General features: G+C 61.3%; 13 protein-coding genes. 1 reads left to right on the top strand and 12 read right to left on the bottom strand.

Features of this window, described 5'->3' with window-relative positions:
- Positions 1-80 precede the first annotated feature (80 nt).
- The 6 genes from ACF8Q6_RS22085 to ACF8Q6_RS22060 form a co-directional block, all read right to left on the bottom strand.
- A complete protein-coding gene (locus tag ACF8Q6_RS22085) occupies positions 81-1,499 on the bottom strand; it encodes an efflux transporter outer membrane subunit (RefSeq protein ID WP_392494293.1) in 1,419 nt (472 codons plus the stop codon).
- The gene (locus ACF8Q6_RS22080) at positions 1,496-2,371 is read right to left on the bottom strand and encodes an HlyD family secretion protein (RefSeq protein WP_003255903.1); all 876 of its coding nucleotides are present in this window, start codon (positions 2,369-2,371) and stop codon (positions 1,496-1,498) included. Before ACF8Q6_RS22080 ends, ACF8Q6_RS22085 begins: the two co-directional genes overlap by 4 nt.
- Positions 2,368-2,580, bottom strand: coding sequence for a DUF1656 domain-containing protein (locus ACF8Q6_RS22075; RefSeq protein WP_003255905.1), 213 nt, complete (start codon positions 2,578-2,580; stop codon positions 2,368-2,370). The genes ACF8Q6_RS22080 and ACF8Q6_RS22075 overlap by 4 nt, the downstream gene beginning before the upstream one ends.
- Entirely contained in the window at positions 2,577-4,664 is a 2,088-nt protein-coding gene (locus tag ACF8Q6_RS22070; RefSeq protein ID WP_392494292.1) for an FUSC family protein, read from the bottom strand. Before ACF8Q6_RS22070 ends, ACF8Q6_RS22075 begins: the two co-directional genes overlap by 4 nt.
- Positions 4,661-5,113: a MarR family winged helix-turn-helix transcriptional regulator gene (locus tag ACF8Q6_RS22065; protein ID WP_003255908.1), complete on the bottom strand. Its 453-nt coding sequence runs from the start codon at positions 5,111-5,113 to the stop codon at positions 4,661-4,663. Before ACF8Q6_RS22065 ends, ACF8Q6_RS22070 begins: the two co-directional genes overlap by 4 nt.
- Positions 5,114-5,320: 207 nt before the next feature.
- Positions 5,321-6,115, bottom strand: a complete 795-nt coding sequence (locus ACF8Q6_RS22060) for a tetratricopeptide repeat protein (protein WP_017147865.1) — start codon at positions 6,113-6,115, stop codon at positions 5,321-5,323.
- A gap of 207 nt (positions 6,116-6,322) precedes the next feature.
- On the opposite strand from ACF8Q6_RS22060, the gene ACF8Q6_RS22055 reads away from it, so the two are divergent.
- A complete protein-coding gene (locus tag ACF8Q6_RS22055; RefSeq protein WP_070096106.1) occupies positions 6,323-6,883 on the top strand; it encodes a WYL domain-containing protein in 561 nt (186 codons plus the stop codon).
- A 117-nt stretch (positions 6,884-7,000) separates the two neighbouring features.
- Here ACF8Q6_RS22055 and ACF8Q6_RS22050 read toward each other — a convergent pair whose 3' ends face one another.
- The 6 genes from ACF8Q6_RS22050 to ACF8Q6_RS22025 all read right to left on the bottom strand — a co-directional run.
- Positions 7,001-7,864, bottom strand: a complete 864-nt coding sequence (locus ACF8Q6_RS22050) for an ABC transporter permease (RefSeq protein WP_011953178.1) — start codon at positions 7,862-7,864, stop codon at positions 7,001-7,003.
- Between the two features lie 14 nt (positions 7,865-7,878).
- The gene (locus tag ACF8Q6_RS22045) at positions 7,879-8,742 is read right to left on the bottom strand and encodes an ABC transporter ATP-binding protein (protein ID WP_392494289.1); all 864 of its coding nucleotides are present in this window, start codon (positions 8,740-8,742) and stop codon (positions 7,879-7,881) included.
- Positions 8,743-8,748: 6 nt separating this feature from the next.
- On the bottom strand, positions 8,749-9,768 hold the full coding sequence (locus tag ACF8Q6_RS22040) for an ABC transporter substrate-binding protein (RefSeq protein ID WP_003255916.1): 1,020 nt from the start codon (positions 9,766-9,768) through the stop codon (positions 8,749-8,751).
- Positions 9,769-9,785: 17 nt separating this feature from the next.
- Complete coding sequence (locus ACF8Q6_RS22035) at positions 9,786-10,685, bottom strand: TauD/TfdA dioxygenase family protein (protein ID WP_392494288.1); 900 nt, start codon at positions 10,683-10,685, stop codon at positions 9,786-9,788.
- 198 nt (positions 10,686-10,883) lie between these two features.
- Complete coding sequence (locus tag ACF8Q6_RS22030; RefSeq protein WP_003255921.1) at positions 10,884-11,225, bottom strand: hypothetical protein; 342 nt, start codon at positions 11,223-11,225, stop codon at positions 10,884-10,886.
- Positions 11,226-11,370: 145 nt separating this feature from the next.
- Positions 11,371-15,702 (bottom strand): immunoglobulin-like domain-containing protein (locus ACF8Q6_RS22025; RefSeq protein WP_392499466.1); only part of this gene is annotated, 4,332 nt, incomplete at its 5' end.

Below are 15,702 nucleotides of genomic sequence, written 5' to 3'. Positions count from 1 at the left end.
TCCTGGGCGGATTTCATGAAAAATCTTGCAACAAATCAGATGAAGTGGGTGGCATAGAGGACCAGCCCTCAAGGATCGCGTCAGGGCTTGGCGATCCCCTTCCAACCACCACCCAACGCCAGGAACACGCCAATTTGCCCCAGCGCCACTTGGCTATTGGCCGCAGCCAACTGCGCACGCATATCGGTATAGGTCCGCGTCGCCTGCAAATCCGCCAGGAACGATTCACGCCCCGCCTGGTAATACCGGTGCGTCTGGTCCGCCGCTTCCTTGGCCGATTTCTCCGCCTCGGCCAGCGCATCGCGCCGATCGAGCAAGGCGCTGTATTGCGCCAGGCGGGTCTGGGTCTCGCGGATGGCGTTCAGCACAACCCCATCGAAGTTCGCCAGGGCCGCCTGGGTCGAGGCTTCGGCCATGCGAATGCGGGCACGGGTGCCGTTGGTGGGGATGGTCCAGCTGATCTGCGGGCCAAAGCCCCAGCGGTTGGTCGAAGGCTCGCCGAGGTTCTCCAGGATACCGATGGTGCCAACCTGGGCGCCAATGCTGATGTCCGGGTACAAGGCGCCGGTGGCTACGCCAATATAGGCAGTGGCGGCAGCCAGCTGGCGTTCGGCCTGGCGCACGTCGGGGCGGCGCTTGAGCAGGGCCGCACCATCGCCCACCGGGACCAGCTGGTTCAGGTGCGGCAGCTCGGCGCAATCGGCGGTACCGGCAGGCAACTGGTCGACCGGCCTGGCCAGCAGCGCAGCTAGGGTGTACATGCCCGTCTCGCGTTCGGCCTTGAAGCGTGGCAGTTCGGCACGCAACGATTTGAACTGGGTCTGGGAGCGGGTGACCTGGGTTTCATCACCACGCCCAGCATCGCGCAGGCGCTGGTTGAGTTTCACGCTTTGCTCCTGCAAATCGAGGGACTCACGGGCAATGTGGTATTCCTCGTTGGCCGAGCACACCTGGGTATAAGCCTTGACCACGTCCGCCACAAGCGTGATGCGGGCAGTGTCGGCAGCGGCCTGCACTGCGTCGGCATTTGCCTTGGCAGCCTCGGTACCACGCTTGAAGGTGCCCCACAGGTCGAACTGGTACGAGGCACTGATGATGGCCTCACCGATGTTGGCTACCGGTACCTTTTCAGGCTGCAGGAAAGCTTCGCCCGACTCCTGCAGCCGCTGAGCGCCGAGCTTGACGCCACCGTTGAAGCCGCCTTGCGCTTCAGCCACCTCCACCTGGGCGCGAGCTTTGGCGATGTTGGCCGCCGCCACGCGCAATTCGGTGTTGGCACTCAGCGCCTGGCGCACCAGTTCATTCAGCCGCTGATCCTGATACAGCTGCCACCAGTCCTCGGGGACCGGTGCCGACACGACGCTGTCGGCATCCTGGCGCAGCGGGCCGTTCAGGTCATTGCGTTGCACAGCCGCATCCCCAGGCACCTCATAGTCGGGCCCCACCATCATGCAGGCCCCCAGCGACAGGCACAGGCCAGCCAGGATCAGCTGTTTCATGGGCGCTGGCCCTCGATGATCGACACCGTGGCAGTACGCCCGGCGATCATGCGGAAGTCTTGCGGCACTTCGTCAAAGGCGATGCGCACCGGGATGCGCTGGGCCAGGCGAACCCAACTGAACGCCGGGTTAACGTTAGGCAGCAGGTTGGCGCCACTGCTGCGGTCGCGGTCTTCGATGCCAGCGGCAAAGCTCTGCACATGGCCGCGCAGGCGGGTGTTGTCGCCCATCACACGGATGTCCACGGCATCGCCGATGTGTATACCGCCAAGCTTGGTTTCCTCGAAGTAGCCATCGACATGGTACGAGGCGCTATCGACCACCGACAGCACCGGGCGGCCGGCGGTGACGAACTCGTGGTTACGCGGCGCGCGGTCGTTGAGGTAGCCGTCTACCGGGCTGCGCACCACTGAGCGGTCAAGGTTGAGCTGGGCAGTATCGACAGCCACTTGCGCCTCGCTGACGGCCGAACGGGCACGGGCCTCGCGGGACTGGCTTTCTTCCAGTTGCTCGGCGGCCACCAGGTTGCCCAGCTTGCGGTTGCGCTGCGCTTCGCGGGAAGCCTGGGCGAGGGTCTCCTGGCGCTCGCCAAGGGTTGCCTTGGCTTGACGCAGGGCCAAGGTGAAGCGGTCCTGGTCGATGGTGAACAGCACGTCGCCACGTTTGACGGTCTGGTTGTCGCGCACCTCGACCTTCTGGATCAATCCCGACACATCGGGGGCGATCTGGATCACGTCGGCGCGTATGTGGCCGTCACGGGTCCAGGGGGCAAACATGTAGTAGACCACCATCTGCCACACGAGCACGGCGGCGAAGGTCACTACCAGCAAGGTCAGGACCACACGGCCCAAGGTCAGCATAGGTTTTTTCATGGCAGCATCAGGTTTCGGCAAAAGTGGTCCACCGCACCAAGCAGCACGGCATACAGAGCAACGTTGAACAACGCCCGGTGCCAGACCAGGCGGTAGAAATGCAGGCGCACCAGCACCGCGTGCACCCCCAGGAACAGCAGGTAGGTGCCAAACATCATCACCAGCAGCGTGGGCAGGAACACCCCGCTGATATCCAGTTCACCAATCACAGGGGTGCTCCGTCGAGGCCGGGGGGCAGTTGCGGTTGTTCAGCTGGCTCGAGCATCACCTCCACACCCGGCAACAGCGCCAGGCGCAGGCCGCTCAGGGCATGCAGCAGGTGGGTGCGGGCATCACCGCGCTCGTACAGCTCGTCCAGGTTCAGCGCCAGGCGAGCGCGTTCCATGTTGCGTAACAGTGCGGCCGGGGCATGCAGGCGTTCGCCAGCACGCAGGCAGGCGGCGTAGTGCGCACCGACTTCCTCGACCACAGTGTTCAGGCGCTCGCGAGCCTGCTGGCCGGCGCGCGGCATGTACGCCAGCAGGTCGAGCAGGTTCAACCCTACGCGCAGGTCGCGCAGTGCCACACCACTGTCCTGGCCGGTTTGCGACAGGCGTGGCAGGTGCTGCATCAGGCGGTCGAGCATCTGTACGCCAACCTGGCGGTGCTCGGCCAAGGTCGCAGGCTCGGTCATTTCGACGATGTCGCGCCAGGCGAAGCGGGTCATGCGCTTGGCCGCCAGCTCCACGCCGAACGGGCGCATCACGAGGGTCCAGATAAAGGCGAACAGAAGGCCCGCGGGGCCGGCAAGGTTGGAGTTGAGGAAGGTGAAGAAGTCGGCGTCGTAGGCGCCCTGGATGCTGATGAAGGTCGACGTGTTGACGATGGTCAGCAAGGTGCCCAGGTAGAAGCGCGGCTGTACGGTCAGAGTGCCTATGCAGATGAACGGCACGGCAAAGGCCAGCACCAGCATCGGGAAGTCGTGCAGGTTGGGCAGTACCAAAAACAGGTACAGACTGGAGAAGATGACCGACATCAGCGTCCAGAAAAAGAACCGGTAGATCTGCGGTGCCGGGTCGTCCATGGCGGCGAAGAAGCTGCACGCAACTGCCGCGAGGATTACCGCACTGGCGCCGTCGTTCCAGCCCAGTCCGATCCACAGGCCGCAGGCGACCACGATCGCCAGGACCGTGGAGGCTACCGAGTACAGCATCAGGCCACGGTCGAAAAACGCTGTCAGGCGGCCCAGCCGCCAGTGGCGATACACCGCACGCCAAGGCTTGGCATCATCGGTACGCAGGGCATGCTGCAGGGTGCAGCAGTCCTGCCACAGGTCGGCCCATTCGGTCAGGCGGTACAGGGCGTTGGACAACAGCAGCTCGGCGCGCTGGTCGAGGGCGGCTGTAGCGGGCTGCAAGCGGCCGATCTGCTCGTGCAACGTTGCCCAGTGCGCTACCGAAGCGCTGTCGGCAGTGCCTTTGAGCCATTCACGAGCCGCTTCAAGCACGGGTTGAAGCTGGGCGAACTGGGCCGGGGCGCGGCCTTCCAGGGCTACCAGTGCGTCGTCGAGGGCGTCGATCACCGGCAGCAGATGGATCATCCGCCCGCGCAATTCGCGGGCGTTCTTCAGGGTATGCGGGCCGGCACCTTCGTGGGCGAGCTGACCGATCATCAGCTCCAGCGAGTTGAAGGTGGTGACCATCGCCCCGCGCATCCCGCCGACCTTGTCGGCACTGGCATCGCGGGCCAGGAAGGTGTCGCTGTAGCGAATCGCCTCGTTGAACCAGTTTCCGATGGCACCGACTACCACCGGTGCCAGCCGGCGCGGCCAGAAGATAGCCCCGACGACTGCCGCGCAGACAATTCCCAAACAGATTTCCTGCGCGCGAGAAGAGGCCACATCGAACACTGCCAGCGGATTATCCACCACGGCCAAGGCAATCATCGGCAGGGTATAACCGGCCAGCATCAGCACGTAGTTGTTGGCCGTGCGCAGGTTCAACGAAAGGAACAGCAAGGTGCCGGTCCACAGGGCAATGGCGATGCTCAGCAGCAACGGTGACTGCACCAGCGGCGGCACCAGGAAGATTGCTCCGCCAGCGCCGAGCAACGTGCCGACGGCACGGTACAACGCCTTGGAGCTGGTCGGGCCGACGAAGGGGCTGGAGACGATGTACACCGTCGCCATGGCCCAGTAGGGACGCGGCAGTTGCATGAGCAGAGCAATGTAAAGGGCAATCATGGACGCGCCGAAGGTGCGCACGCCGTAGAACCAGTCACGGGCCGGAGGGACAGAGCTGAAGAAACCGTTCATGCCACCCCACCTGCGCTGCCCAGACCGGCAGCCTCGAAGGCACGAAGCACACGCAAGGCAGCTTCCAGGTCGGCCTGATCGATACCGCCGAGCACATCGCGGCGCAAGCGCACCAGTTCGGCTTCAATGGCTTCGGCCAGGGCACGGCCTTCGGCAGTCAGGCTCAGTGCCTTGGCGCGGCGATCCAGTGGGTCTTCGCTGCGGCACACCAGGCCAGCTTTGCACAGCTGGTCAAGCAGGCGTACCAGCGACGGGCTTTCCAGGCCGGCGGCCTGGGCCACAGCCACCTGGTGCACGCCGTCGCCCAGGCGCACGATCATCAGCAACGGCGCAGCGCAGGCCTCGGAAATGCCGTAGCCGGTCAAGGCGGTATGACAGATGCGCCGCCAGTGGCGGGCAGCAACTACCAGGCCACTGCTGACTTGCAGGCGCAGGAAATCAAGGGACATGAAAAGAACCAAGTATATTCATAGTTTGCTAACTATCAATATACGCCCCGACATCCCCCTCTCGTCAACAGGGGGCGACGGATAGCCTGGGTTAAATGTTGTTCATTTTTCAGCCAGCGCTGGCGCGCTTCGCGGGTAAACCCGCACACAAGGGCTGCACCGGGTTCGGGACCTACGCAATCCCTGTGCAGCACTGGAGAGAAATACTCAGGGCTGGATCTGGTCTTCCAGCTTCATGGTCAAGGCCAATGTACTGCCCATTTGCACCGCCCGGTCCCGCCACTCCTGATACCGCACCGCATCACGGCTGCTGAAATGCACCGCCAGCTCCTCTGCCGCTTGCACCACCCCCGCCGCTGCCGCCAGCTCAAGCCAGTACAACGCTGCCTTGAGGTTGGCCTCTACGTGCAGCCCATGCATCAACCGATAGCCCACTTCAAAACGACAACGCGCCTCGCCCTGTTCGGCGCCACGCATGAACCACTGGTAAGCCTGTACCAGGTCAACCTGCCACTCCAGGTCACCGTCACACACCTCCTCCTCGTACAGGTCACCCAGTGCGGCGGCGGCATGCAGCATGCCGCGGTCGAAGGCCTGCCGGTAACACTCCGCCGCCTGCACATAGGAAGGGTCGATGCCTTTGCCGAAGTAGTGTTGTTGCCCAAGGTTGAACCAGGCAGCAGCATTGCCCTGCAGGGCCGCCATGCGCAACAGGTGCCCGGCCAGCACGGTATCGGCCCGCCAGTATTTGCCGTTGAGCCAGATCCAGCCGAGATCGTTCAATGCGGACACGCTGCCTTGCAATGCCTGGCGCCGCAGGTCGACATACACCGCCTGCAGGTCGTTGGCCTCATCCAGGCGGTTGACCAGCAGTGACCGCTGGCTGGGCAAGCCCACACCGGAGAACAGCCGCTGTCGCCTTCCTGCAGGGGCAGGAGGGGCGATGACCCGCTCGGGCAGAAGGCGGGCAAGTAGCGAATGGATATTGCTGGCAACAGACATGTTCATCCTCATTGAACGACGCACAACCCCAACCTTCGGCTGTGATGAGGCGTGATTCTGCGTGATGTCACGTCAAAACCTGTCGCGAACGAACCGGCACGAGGCAACCAAATGCGACTTCCTTGATCTGAGCAGGCTGTGGCCAATTGCCATGCCCCTCGCATGCCGCCATCCTATTGCGGCAAGCCTAGACAAGGACGTTATCTTTTGCCGTTCGCCACCACTCGCGCCACCCTTAGCCGACAGTGGGCGCTGCTGCGCCAGTTGCCCAGCCGTTCCCCAGGCATAACCAGCGCCGAGCTGGTCTGGCGCCTGCGTGACGTGGGGTTCACGGTCAGCAAACGCACTGTCGAGCGTGACCTCAACGAGCTTTCGCTGATATTCCCGCTGGAGCGCAATGACAAGAGCATTCCGTTCGGTTGGCACTGGTCGGCCAGTGCCGTGGGCGAATTGCGCGGTAATTTCGACTTGCTGACACATCTGCGAGGGGATGCGTTGCAGCCATCGCAGGGTGAGGGCGTGGAGCTGGTTGCGCGAATCAGCGATGCACTGGCGCGGCAGTTGCGGGATGCGCCGTTGAGCAGCGACATGCAGCTGACGGCACTGGAGCATGGGCATCGGTTACGCGGCACGGTAAGTGACGGCTGGCCATTACGCTGGTGGCTGTTGAGCCATGGGGACGGGGTGGTAGTTGAGCAGCCTGCCGGCTTGCGGGAAGAGATTGGCAAAATTCTGAGCAATGCGGCAGCTCAGTACCAGAATTTGTAGCCAGTACAGGGTCTTTCGCGGCGGTTCGGCGCCTCGCCCCTCTTTCAAGGACGAAGATCCCGCAGACGCGGATTCTAGCGTCAATCTGCCGCGAAAAGGCCGGTACTGGCTAACCGGCTAGCGCTGCATCCCCCATCGCCGCACCGTCAACCGCTCCAGCGTATTGAACACCAGCCCTTCCACCAGCAGACCGATCAGGATCACCACCGCCAACCCGGCAAAGACCTTGTCGGTATACAGTTCGTTGCGGTTCTGGAAGATGTACCAACCCAACCCGCCTTTGCCACTGCTGGCACCAAACACCAATTCAGCGGCGATCAGGGTACGCCAGGCAAACGCCCAGCCGATCTTCAACCCCGACAAGATCGACGGCAGGGCTGCTGGCACAAGGATGTGCAATACCAGCCGCAGGCCCTTCAGACCATAGTTGCGGCCAGCCATGCGCAGCGTCTCCGACACACCGAGGAAGCCGGCATAAGTATTCAGCGCCAACGCCCATAGCACCGAATGCACCAGCACGAAGATCAGGCTGTTGTCACCCAGCCCGAACCACAGCAAGGCCAGCGGCAGCAGGGCAATGGCCGGCAACGGGTTGAACATCGAGGTCAGTGTGCCCAGTAAGTCTCGGCCCAATTGGGTCGACACCGCCAGGCTGGTCAGGCCAAAGGCCAGGACGATACCCAGCACATAGCCTTTGAGCAGTATTACCAGCGAAACACCGACCTTGGCGGGCAGTTCGCCACTGATCATGCCGTCCCATAGCGCCGTGGCGGTTTGCAGAAAGCTTGGCAGCAGCAGGTCATTGTCCTGGTAGCGGGCAACGGCTTCCCATAGCACAGCGATCACCAGCAATATGACCGCCTTTCTCAACCAGCCTTGCTGCCACAGGCGTTGGGCCAAGGGGAGTTGTCGTTCTACAGGCACACTGAGCAGAGGCTCCAGCTGCACCTCGTATTCCTGGCGTACAGGTGTAGTGGTCATGGCTGAGGCTCCTGTCAGTAGGCGATACGAATATCGTTGAACCCAAGGTTGTCAGGCTGTTCCGGGATATCGGCTTCATCGAACAGCAAACGGTGGATACGCCGGGCACTGGCCTGGAAGTCGCTGCCACCCAGGCTGCCCAGGCCGTATTGATGGCTGTGCACTTCGGCGCGCACCCGCCCCGGGTGGGGCGACAACAACAGGATACGGTTGCCGACCACCAGCGCTTCTTCGATGGAGTGGGTGACGAACAACAGGGTGAACCGCACTTCCTCCCACAGCAGCAGCAGTTCTTCCTGCATCTTGCGCCGGGTCAGCGCATCCAGGGCGGCGAACGGCTCATCCATCAACAGGATCTTGGGCTGGGTGGCCAAGGCCCGGGCAATTGCCACACGTGCCTTCATACCACCGGACAACGTGTGTGGATAAGCATCGGCAAAGGCGGCCAGACCGACCTTCTCCAAATAATGCAGCGCCCGCTCCTCCGCCTCCTCACGCTTGAGTTGGCCAGACACCAGCAGCGGAAAGATGACGTTCTGCTTCACCGTTTTCCACGGCGGCAACTGGTCAAACTCCTGGAACACCACGATGCGGTCGGGGCCTGGGCCACGAACTGTCTGGCCCTGCAGCAGAATCTGGCCTTCTTGCGGCTGGATAAAACCGGCCACGGCTTTGAGCAGGGTGGACTTGCCACAGCCGGAGGGGCCGAGCAGTACAAAACGATCAGCGCGGTCGACTTCGAAGCTGACCTGATGAGTGGCCCGCACCACGCGTTGCGCAGTACGGTATTCGAGGCTGAGGTTATCCACCTTGAGCAAAGGCGGCGTTGCAACACGGCTCAGGTTGCTGGCCGTGTGGCCTGGCAATGGGGCGGTCATGATCGGTCAGCTCCCCTGCAGCGGGCGTTCATCCTGGAAGAAGTAGTCCTTCCACGATTGCGGCTTGTGCTTGATGGCGCCTACCCGATAGAGAAAATCGGCCAGCTTGTAGGTGTTCTTGGGCGTAACGGTAAATTCGTACTGCGGGTTGTCGATCAGCTTGATCAGCGCGTCGCGGTCGATCTTGGCCTTGGTTACGCGGATATAGGTGTCGGCGGCAGCGGCCTTGTCTTTCTGGGCGAAGTCTGCGGCTTCGGCCAGGGCATCGACAAAGGCCTTGTAGGTCTTGGGGTTGTCCTTGCGGAACTTCTCGGTAGCAAACAGCAAGGTCGGCGAGTTGGGGCCGAGCAGGTCGTAGCTGTTGAGCACCACGTGCACGTCCTTGTTGGCCAGCACCTGGTCCTGGAACGGCGGGTTGGAGAAGTGCCCGTTCAGCTCGGTGCCGCCCGCCAACAGCGCGGCGGTGGCGTCCGGGTGCGGCACGGCCAAGGTGTATTTGTCGAGGCGGTTGTATTCCTTGTCGCCCCACTGCTGGGCAGCGGCGTACTGCAGGAAGCGCGACTGCACCGAAACACCCACCGCCGGAACGGCGATACGGTCTTTGTCGGAGATGTCGGCGATGGTCTTCACGTTGGGGTTGCTGCTGACCAGGTAGTACGGGAAGTTGCCCAGCGAAGCCACGGCCTTCACGTTCTGCCGGCCCTTGGTGCGGTCCCAGACGGTCAACAGCGGCCCGACACCGGCGCCGGCGATGTCCACCGAACCGGACAGCAACGCGTCGTTGATGGCCGAGCCACCCGACAGCTGCGCCCAATCGACTTCGATGTCGATGCCCTGCTCCTTGCCGTGTTTCTCAATCAGGTGCTGGTCACGCACCACGTTCAGCAGCAGGTAGACGATGCCGAATTGTTCGGCAATACGGATCTTGCCTTCGGCCTGGGCCACGGCGGGGGCGGCTAGGCTGCCGACGACCAGGCTTGCGCCCAGGCCGATGCTTGCCGCCAGGCGGCTGATGGATTTGCGCATGATGGTGTCCTCAGTCGTCAGAACGGGGCATCGCCCTGGATGGTGGTGCGGTACAGCTTGCGCCGCAGGTGCGCGGGGCAGCCGGTGGCCAAGTGGATCAGCGAGCGGTTGTCCCAGAACACCAGGTCATGGGGCTGCCACTGGTGGCGGTAAATGTTCTGCTCAAGCACGCTAAGGGCATACAGCTGCTGCAGCACGTCGCGGCTTTCATCATCAGGCAGGCCGACAATGCGGGTAGTGAAGCCTTCACTGACGAACAGGGCCTTGCGGCCGTTTTCCGGGTGGGTGCGGACTACCGGGTGAATGACCTCCTTTACCTGCGCCAGTTGCTCGGCAGTCAGGGTCGGGCGCCAGTTGCCTTCGAATTTGGTTTCAGCGTAACGGGCGGTATAGGAGTGAGCGGCACTGCGGCCCTCGACCACTTTGCGCAGGGTGTCAGGTACAGCGTCCCAGGCTTTATGCATGTCGGCGAACAGGGTGTCACCGCCTTCACTGGGCAGTTCCTGGGCATGCAGCATGGAACCGAGGCTTGGCAGCTCTTTGTACGACAGATCCGAATGCCAGAACTTGCCGGCATCACCCAGGCCGATGTTCTGGCCATTTTCGATGATGTTGGAAACGATCAGGATCTCGGGGTGGCCAGTCAGCAAGAACTGCTTGAGCACATGGACCTGTAACTCACCGAAGCGGCGGCTAAAGGCGATCTGCTGTTCCGGGCTGATACGCTGGTCGCGGAACACCAGCACATGGTGGTCGAGGTGGGCGCGATGGATACGGGTGAAATCCTCGGCGCTGACCGGTTTGGCCAGGTCCAGGCCTATGATCTCGGCGCCGACGGCACCCGAGAAGGGGCGAACTTCAAAAACTTGCGGCTGGGCGCTGTCGATGGACGACAAGGCGTTCAAGGCGGCTGACATGTTTCACTCCCACGCAATGCGCGACCTCAATGGCGCGCAACGATCAGAAACGCACGGGGATTTCCCGTGTGGGTTCAAGTCGTGCGGCGCATCGATTGGTCGACGGGTACGCAGTGAAAGCGACTATAAAGTCATAAAGCTAATATTTTAAATACCATTAAGGAATAACAATATCACTGCCGCTGGAGCGCCCTGCAGTCAGATCAGCCCGCCCTGCTCTTCTTCGTCAATCAGGTTATTGAGGCTGCTGAGCGCCTTGCGCGCCGTGGAACGGTTGAGCAGCTTGGCCTGCGCGCCGGCGGGCAGGTCGGTGATCTTGAACACGCCCTTGGCGGTCAGCACGTCGATCAGGTCCTCGAGCACGCGGATCATGTCCAGGTCGCTTTGTTTGAGCTGGTTGAGGCTGTTTTCCACGACATCATCGGCAAACCATTCCTGGATATCGGCATGGTCTGAAGGGAGCATTTCGGTGAACTGATCAAACGCGGCTGCTTCCACCCGCAGCAACTGGCCGGCGGCGTTGCGTTGCACGTAGAACATGGCGATGTCCCTCGTCACGTTGGTTCCTTGTTGGTAGACAGCAGCATAGGCAAAGATCGCCGGGCGCGCAGGCCCGGCGCCAGAGTATGCGCTGTTGGCGGGTAGCAGGAAAGAGCCGGGGCCGCTGTGCGGCCCCGGTAGTCTGTCAGCTGTCCTTGTTGTGGATGATGATGGTCGGATCGGCACCGCTGATCAACGAGTTGATCGTCTGGTTGGACCAGTTCACCCCTTCCAGTTTGATGGTCACGTCGGCGTTGGCGATACCACCTTCGGCGTTGAGCTTGCCTTCGCTGCTGACTTGCAACGTGGTCGTACCCTCCACCGTGGTGAGCTTCAGGTAGTTGTCGATGGTGCTGCCCTTCTCGCCCTGCAGCAGGTCCTTCAGGTCGATACGGTCACCCTCGGCCTTGTTGAAGTCCTTGATCACGTCGTTACCGATGTCGCCAGCCTTCCACACGAAGGTGTCGGCACCGCTGCCACCGATCAGGATATCGTCGCCCTGGCCACCGATCAGGGTGTCATTGCCGGTACCGCCCAGCAGGATGTCGTTACCTTTGCCACCATCGAGCGTGTCGCTGCCACCTTGGCCGAAGAGGATGTCATTGCCATTGCCGCCCGACAGGATGTCATTGCCGTCTTTGGCACCGGAGATATCGAACTCGGTGTAGTGCTCGGTGATGTACTGGTGAACATTGCTGGTAGTGACAGCACCGACTTCAACACCGCTCTTCTGTGCAACGTACGTCTGCAGGGCCTGGTAGCCCTCGCTGACGACACCGTTGAGGGTGATCAGGTCACCGAAGATGATGTCGTTGCCGTTACCACTATCAATGGTGTCGGCACCTGGCACCGTTGCTTCGGAGTGACCGAGAATCGCCTTGGCCAAATCGGACGGGTCGATATTGGTCTGTGGCTTGCCGGCACTGTCGTAAGGTTTCAGATCGTTCAGCGTGACATCGCTGTTCAGGCCGATAGCCTGGACTTTGCTCAAGCCATTGGTGCCGCCCAATACTGCGAAACTTTCAGTAGAACCTGCGGCCGAGTAGACATAGTTCCAGTAATCCGCGTAGCCGGTACCGTCCAGGCTGGAGAGTTCATAGGTACCATCACCTTGTGCATGCAGGGTGCCGACCGTCTTGGTGGAGTCAAGCACCAACTCACCTCGGCGGTTCTCGGTATAGGTCAGCACTTTGACCACACCATTGCTGCTGATCTCGACCTTGTGAGTCGCATCGGCCCAGGCGCTGAACGTGTCACCCATCTTGTAATTGTTGACGTTGACGACATCATCCAGGCTCTTGCCATTCTTCCACAGGCTAGGGTTGGTGGACTCACCGCTCTGATAATAGGTTGGCTTACCGTCGGTAATGAAGTAAGTCAGGTTCTCCGCACCTTTGTTGCCGGTGGCCATGGTGCTGTTGAAGAAGTTGGACGTGGTCTTGAACGCGTCTTCATAGTTGGTACCGCCACCGTAGTAGCCGCCCACCATCGAGTTCAATACCGCCTGCAACTTGCTCAAAGCATCCGGGTCGGCAAGGTTCACTGCCACGTTCTTGTTTACCTGGGTATCGAAGTCGACCAGGAAGATGTTTACGGTACCCGAGGTGTCCGAGCCCAGGCTGGCCTTGAGCGTGTTGAACACCGAGGCCAACTGCGTCTTGGCGTCGGCAATCGACTTGTCGCTCATACTGCCCGAGCTGTCGACCATGAAGGCGATGTTGTAGTTCTTGCCCTGAACCACGTTCAGCCCGGATACGTCAGCGACGATGATGTCGTTGCCTTCACTACCGGTCATCGTGTCATTGCCCGAGGTACCCACACTGGCCTTGTAGGTCGCAGCGTACACCGTCACCGGGATATTGCCGGTGGTGATGGCCGAGCCGCCCAGGCTTTCGGTGGCAGTCGAGGTAACCGTGATGTCGAACGAGCCTTTGTAATAGGCCGGTGGGGTCAGCGTCAGGCTGCTGAGTTTCCAGCCTGTCACATCGACCGGGGCAGTACCAACCGTGACCGTGTGGCCTGCACCATCGCTCAATACGGTACCTTTCGGGATACCGCTGAGTGTCACGTTCAGGCTTTCGGAGCCGTCAGTGTCGGTCAGGGCGGTGGAAATACCGACCAGTTTCACCGAGCCACCCTCAGGCCCTTCGTTGAGCTTGTAGCCGTCGTAGTAGCTCTGACCATTCACGGTGTGCAGGTCGGACACGCCCAGGCCTGCGTTCGCCATCTCGGTAACGTTCTGGTACATCTTGACGTTCGAGCTGCTCAGGTCGGTAACGGCACCGGAGCCTACCTGGATGTTCAGGTCATAGCTGCCTGGACCGGACTGGTTGGCATGGTAGACCTCGATCGGGTAGTAGCCGCTGGTATTTGGGGTAAAGGTACCCGACACCCCGCCACCGGCTCCCCAAGTGGCCGTGACTACAGTCTTGCCACCGATGGTGACCACAAAGCTATCGTCGGCCAAACCACTGAAGGTATAGACCTTGCCGGCTTCCAGGTAGATCAGGCCCGACGTTTTCGAACCGGTGCCAGCGGTGACGCTGCCATCGGACTGCACGTTGGTCGTGGTGCTGCTGGAGTTCGCGCTGCCGGAGTTGGCAAAGACCGTCTTCAGATCCTCGCCGGTAATGCCGTTGCCGCCAGTACCCAGGCCTTTGAGGCTGGTCCAGACTTCCTTGGTCAGCCCTTTGGACTCGATATCGGCGCTGCCGAAGCTCAGGGTCGGTTTGTCGGCAACCGGGCTGATGTCGACCTTCATGGTCACTTCGCTGCCCAAGTTGGTGCCATCGTTCGGCTTGAACTTGAACTGAGCGTAGTCAGCCTTCTGGTTACCCACGCCAGTACCACCGTAGTTGTCCGCACCCGACTGGTTGAGGGCCGGAACGAACTTCAGGTTCTTGGCAGTGATATCAGCCTGGCTGACCACCTGGCCAACGGCCACATTTACCCATGCAGTACCGTTGAAGAACTGCAAGTTGCCGGCGGCCGGGAGCGAGGTAATGGTCACAGACAGGTTAGTGTTGCCATCGGCATCAGTGACTTTGAAATCACTCCAGGCAAACACGTAATCGGTGTCCTCCACGCCAAATACTGCGCCGCCAGGCGAAACCGGCAGGTGGTCATTGTCGAGAATGGTGGTCGTCACGCTCGATTTGCTGCTATCAACCTGCAGGTTCTCGAAGTTACCACCCGTGGCGGCTTCGATCTTCACGACGAAGTTCTCGGTACCTTCGACCAGTTTGTCATCGATGGTAGCGATGTTGAACGTCGTACCTGTGCTGTTGGCCGGAATCTTCACGGTCGCAACACCGGTGAAGTCATCACCGTTTTTGGCGGTACCGCTGTAGCTAAGGGTGATAGTGACTTCGGACTTGGACGCGTTGCTCAGGGTCAGCGTGTACTGGCCGGTTTCACCTTCGGTCAGAGAAGACGTGCCGGTAATACCAACGATGGTGACGTCACCCTGGTTGCCGGTGCCCGGAGTTCCCGTACCTGGTTCGTCGGTCACAGCGGTGCTGACCGGGGTCTTGTCCAGCGTCAGTTGCTCGAACTTGCCGACATCCGCGCCTTCAACGGTTGCGATCGATTTGATCACAGGGTCGTTGGTGCCAACGTAGACGTTGTCCGGGGCAGTCACGGTGGCAGTACCCACGGTGCCATTAGCCGGCACGGTGATGACGGTTTTGCCGTCGCTCAGCGTGAAGGTCAATGCACTGTGGTTGTTGATCGGCAGGCCGTCTTTGTTGGTCAGCGTGATGGTGTAAGTGATCTCGCCACCTTCGGTGACCGAAGGGGTCGCGGTCAGCTTGGCCACTACTTCGTCGGTGGTATCGGTCACTTGAACGGTAGCCGCACCGCCCAGTTGCAGGTTCTCGAACGTAGCGCCAGTGGCGTCCACCGCCGAGTTGATACCCAGGCTGATCTGGCCAGCATCGTTGTAGACGTCATCACCCTGCGCAGCGTGGGTGTACGGCGCGCTGGTTTCACCGGCCTTGATGGTGACCTGGGCGTTGTTGCTCAGGGTCACGACCAGGTCGTGAGCCAGCGGCTGGTTGACGTGCACGGTGAAGGTCGGTTTGACGTTCTCGGCCACCGAGGTCTGGTCAGCAGTAATAGTGACCTTGACCAAGTCGCCTTCGTTGCCTGGGGTGCCTGGCTCGTCGGTGACCGACGTGCTGACCGGGGTCTTGTCCAGCGTCAGTTGCTCGAACTTGCCGACATCTGCGCCTTCAACGGTAGCGATCGATTTGATCACAGGGTCGTTGGCGCCGACGTAGACGTTGTCCGGGGCAGTCACGGTGGCAGTGCCGGCTGTACCGTTAGCCGGGATGGTGATGGTGGTTTTGCCGTCGCTCAGCGTGAAGGTCAATGCACTGTGGTTGTTGATCGGCAAGCCGTCTTTGTTGGTCAGCGTGATGGTGTAAGTGATCTCGCCGCCTTCGGTCACCGAAGGCGTCGCGGTCAGCTTGGCCAC

Origin of the sequence: Pseudomonas sp. GLN_2 (assembly GCF_043106005.1) — a bacterium.
In the GTDB taxonomy this organism is placed as follows: domain Bacteria; phylum Pseudomonadota; class Gammaproteobacteria; order Pseudomonadales; family Pseudomonadaceae; genus Aquipseudomonas; species Aquipseudomonas alloputida.
This window is presented reverse-complemented; position numbering and strand designations above follow the sequence as displayed.

Excerpts from the sequence above, each read along its gene's own strand:
- ACF8Q6_RS22085 (WP_392494293.1), bottom strand. The coding sequence starts at position 1,499 with ATGAAACAGCTGATCCTGGCTGGCCTGTGCCTGTCGCTGGGGGCCTGC.
- ACF8Q6_RS22080 (WP_003255903.1), bottom strand. The coding sequence starts at position 2,371 with ATGAAAAAACCTATGCTGACCTTGGGCCGTGTGGTCCTGACCTTGCTG.
- ACF8Q6_RS22070 (WP_392494292.1), bottom strand. The coding sequence starts at position 4,664 with ATGAACGGTTTCTTCAGCTCTGTCCCTCCGGCCCGTGACTGGTTCTAC.
- ACF8Q6_RS22065 (WP_003255908.1), bottom strand. The coding sequence starts at position 5,113 with ATGTCCCTTGATTTCCTGCGCCTGCAAGTCAGCAGTGGCCTGGTAGTT.
- ACF8Q6_RS22060 (WP_017147865.1), bottom strand. The coding sequence starts at position 6,115 with ATGTCTGTTGCCAGCAATATCCATTCGCTACTTGCCCGCCTTCTGCCC.
- ACF8Q6_RS22050 (WP_011953178.1), bottom strand. The coding sequence starts at position 7,864 with ATGACCACTACACCTGTACGCCAGGAATACGAGGTGCAGCTGGAGCCT.
- ACF8Q6_RS22045 (WP_392494289.1), bottom strand. The coding sequence starts at position 8,742 with ATGACCGCCCCATTGCCAGGCCACACGGCCAGCAACCTGAGCCGTGTT.
- ACF8Q6_RS22040 (WP_003255916.1), bottom strand. The coding sequence starts at position 9,768 with ATGCGCAAATCCATCAGCCGCCTGGCGGCAAGCATCGGCCTGGGCGCA.
- ACF8Q6_RS22035 (WP_392494288.1), bottom strand. The coding sequence starts at position 10,685 with ATGTCAGCCGCCTTGAACGCCTTGTCGTCCATCGACAGCGCCCAGCCG.
- ACF8Q6_RS22030 (WP_003255921.1), bottom strand. The coding sequence starts at position 11,225 with ATGTTCTACGTGCAACGCAACGCCGCCGGCCAGTTGCTGCGGGTGGAA.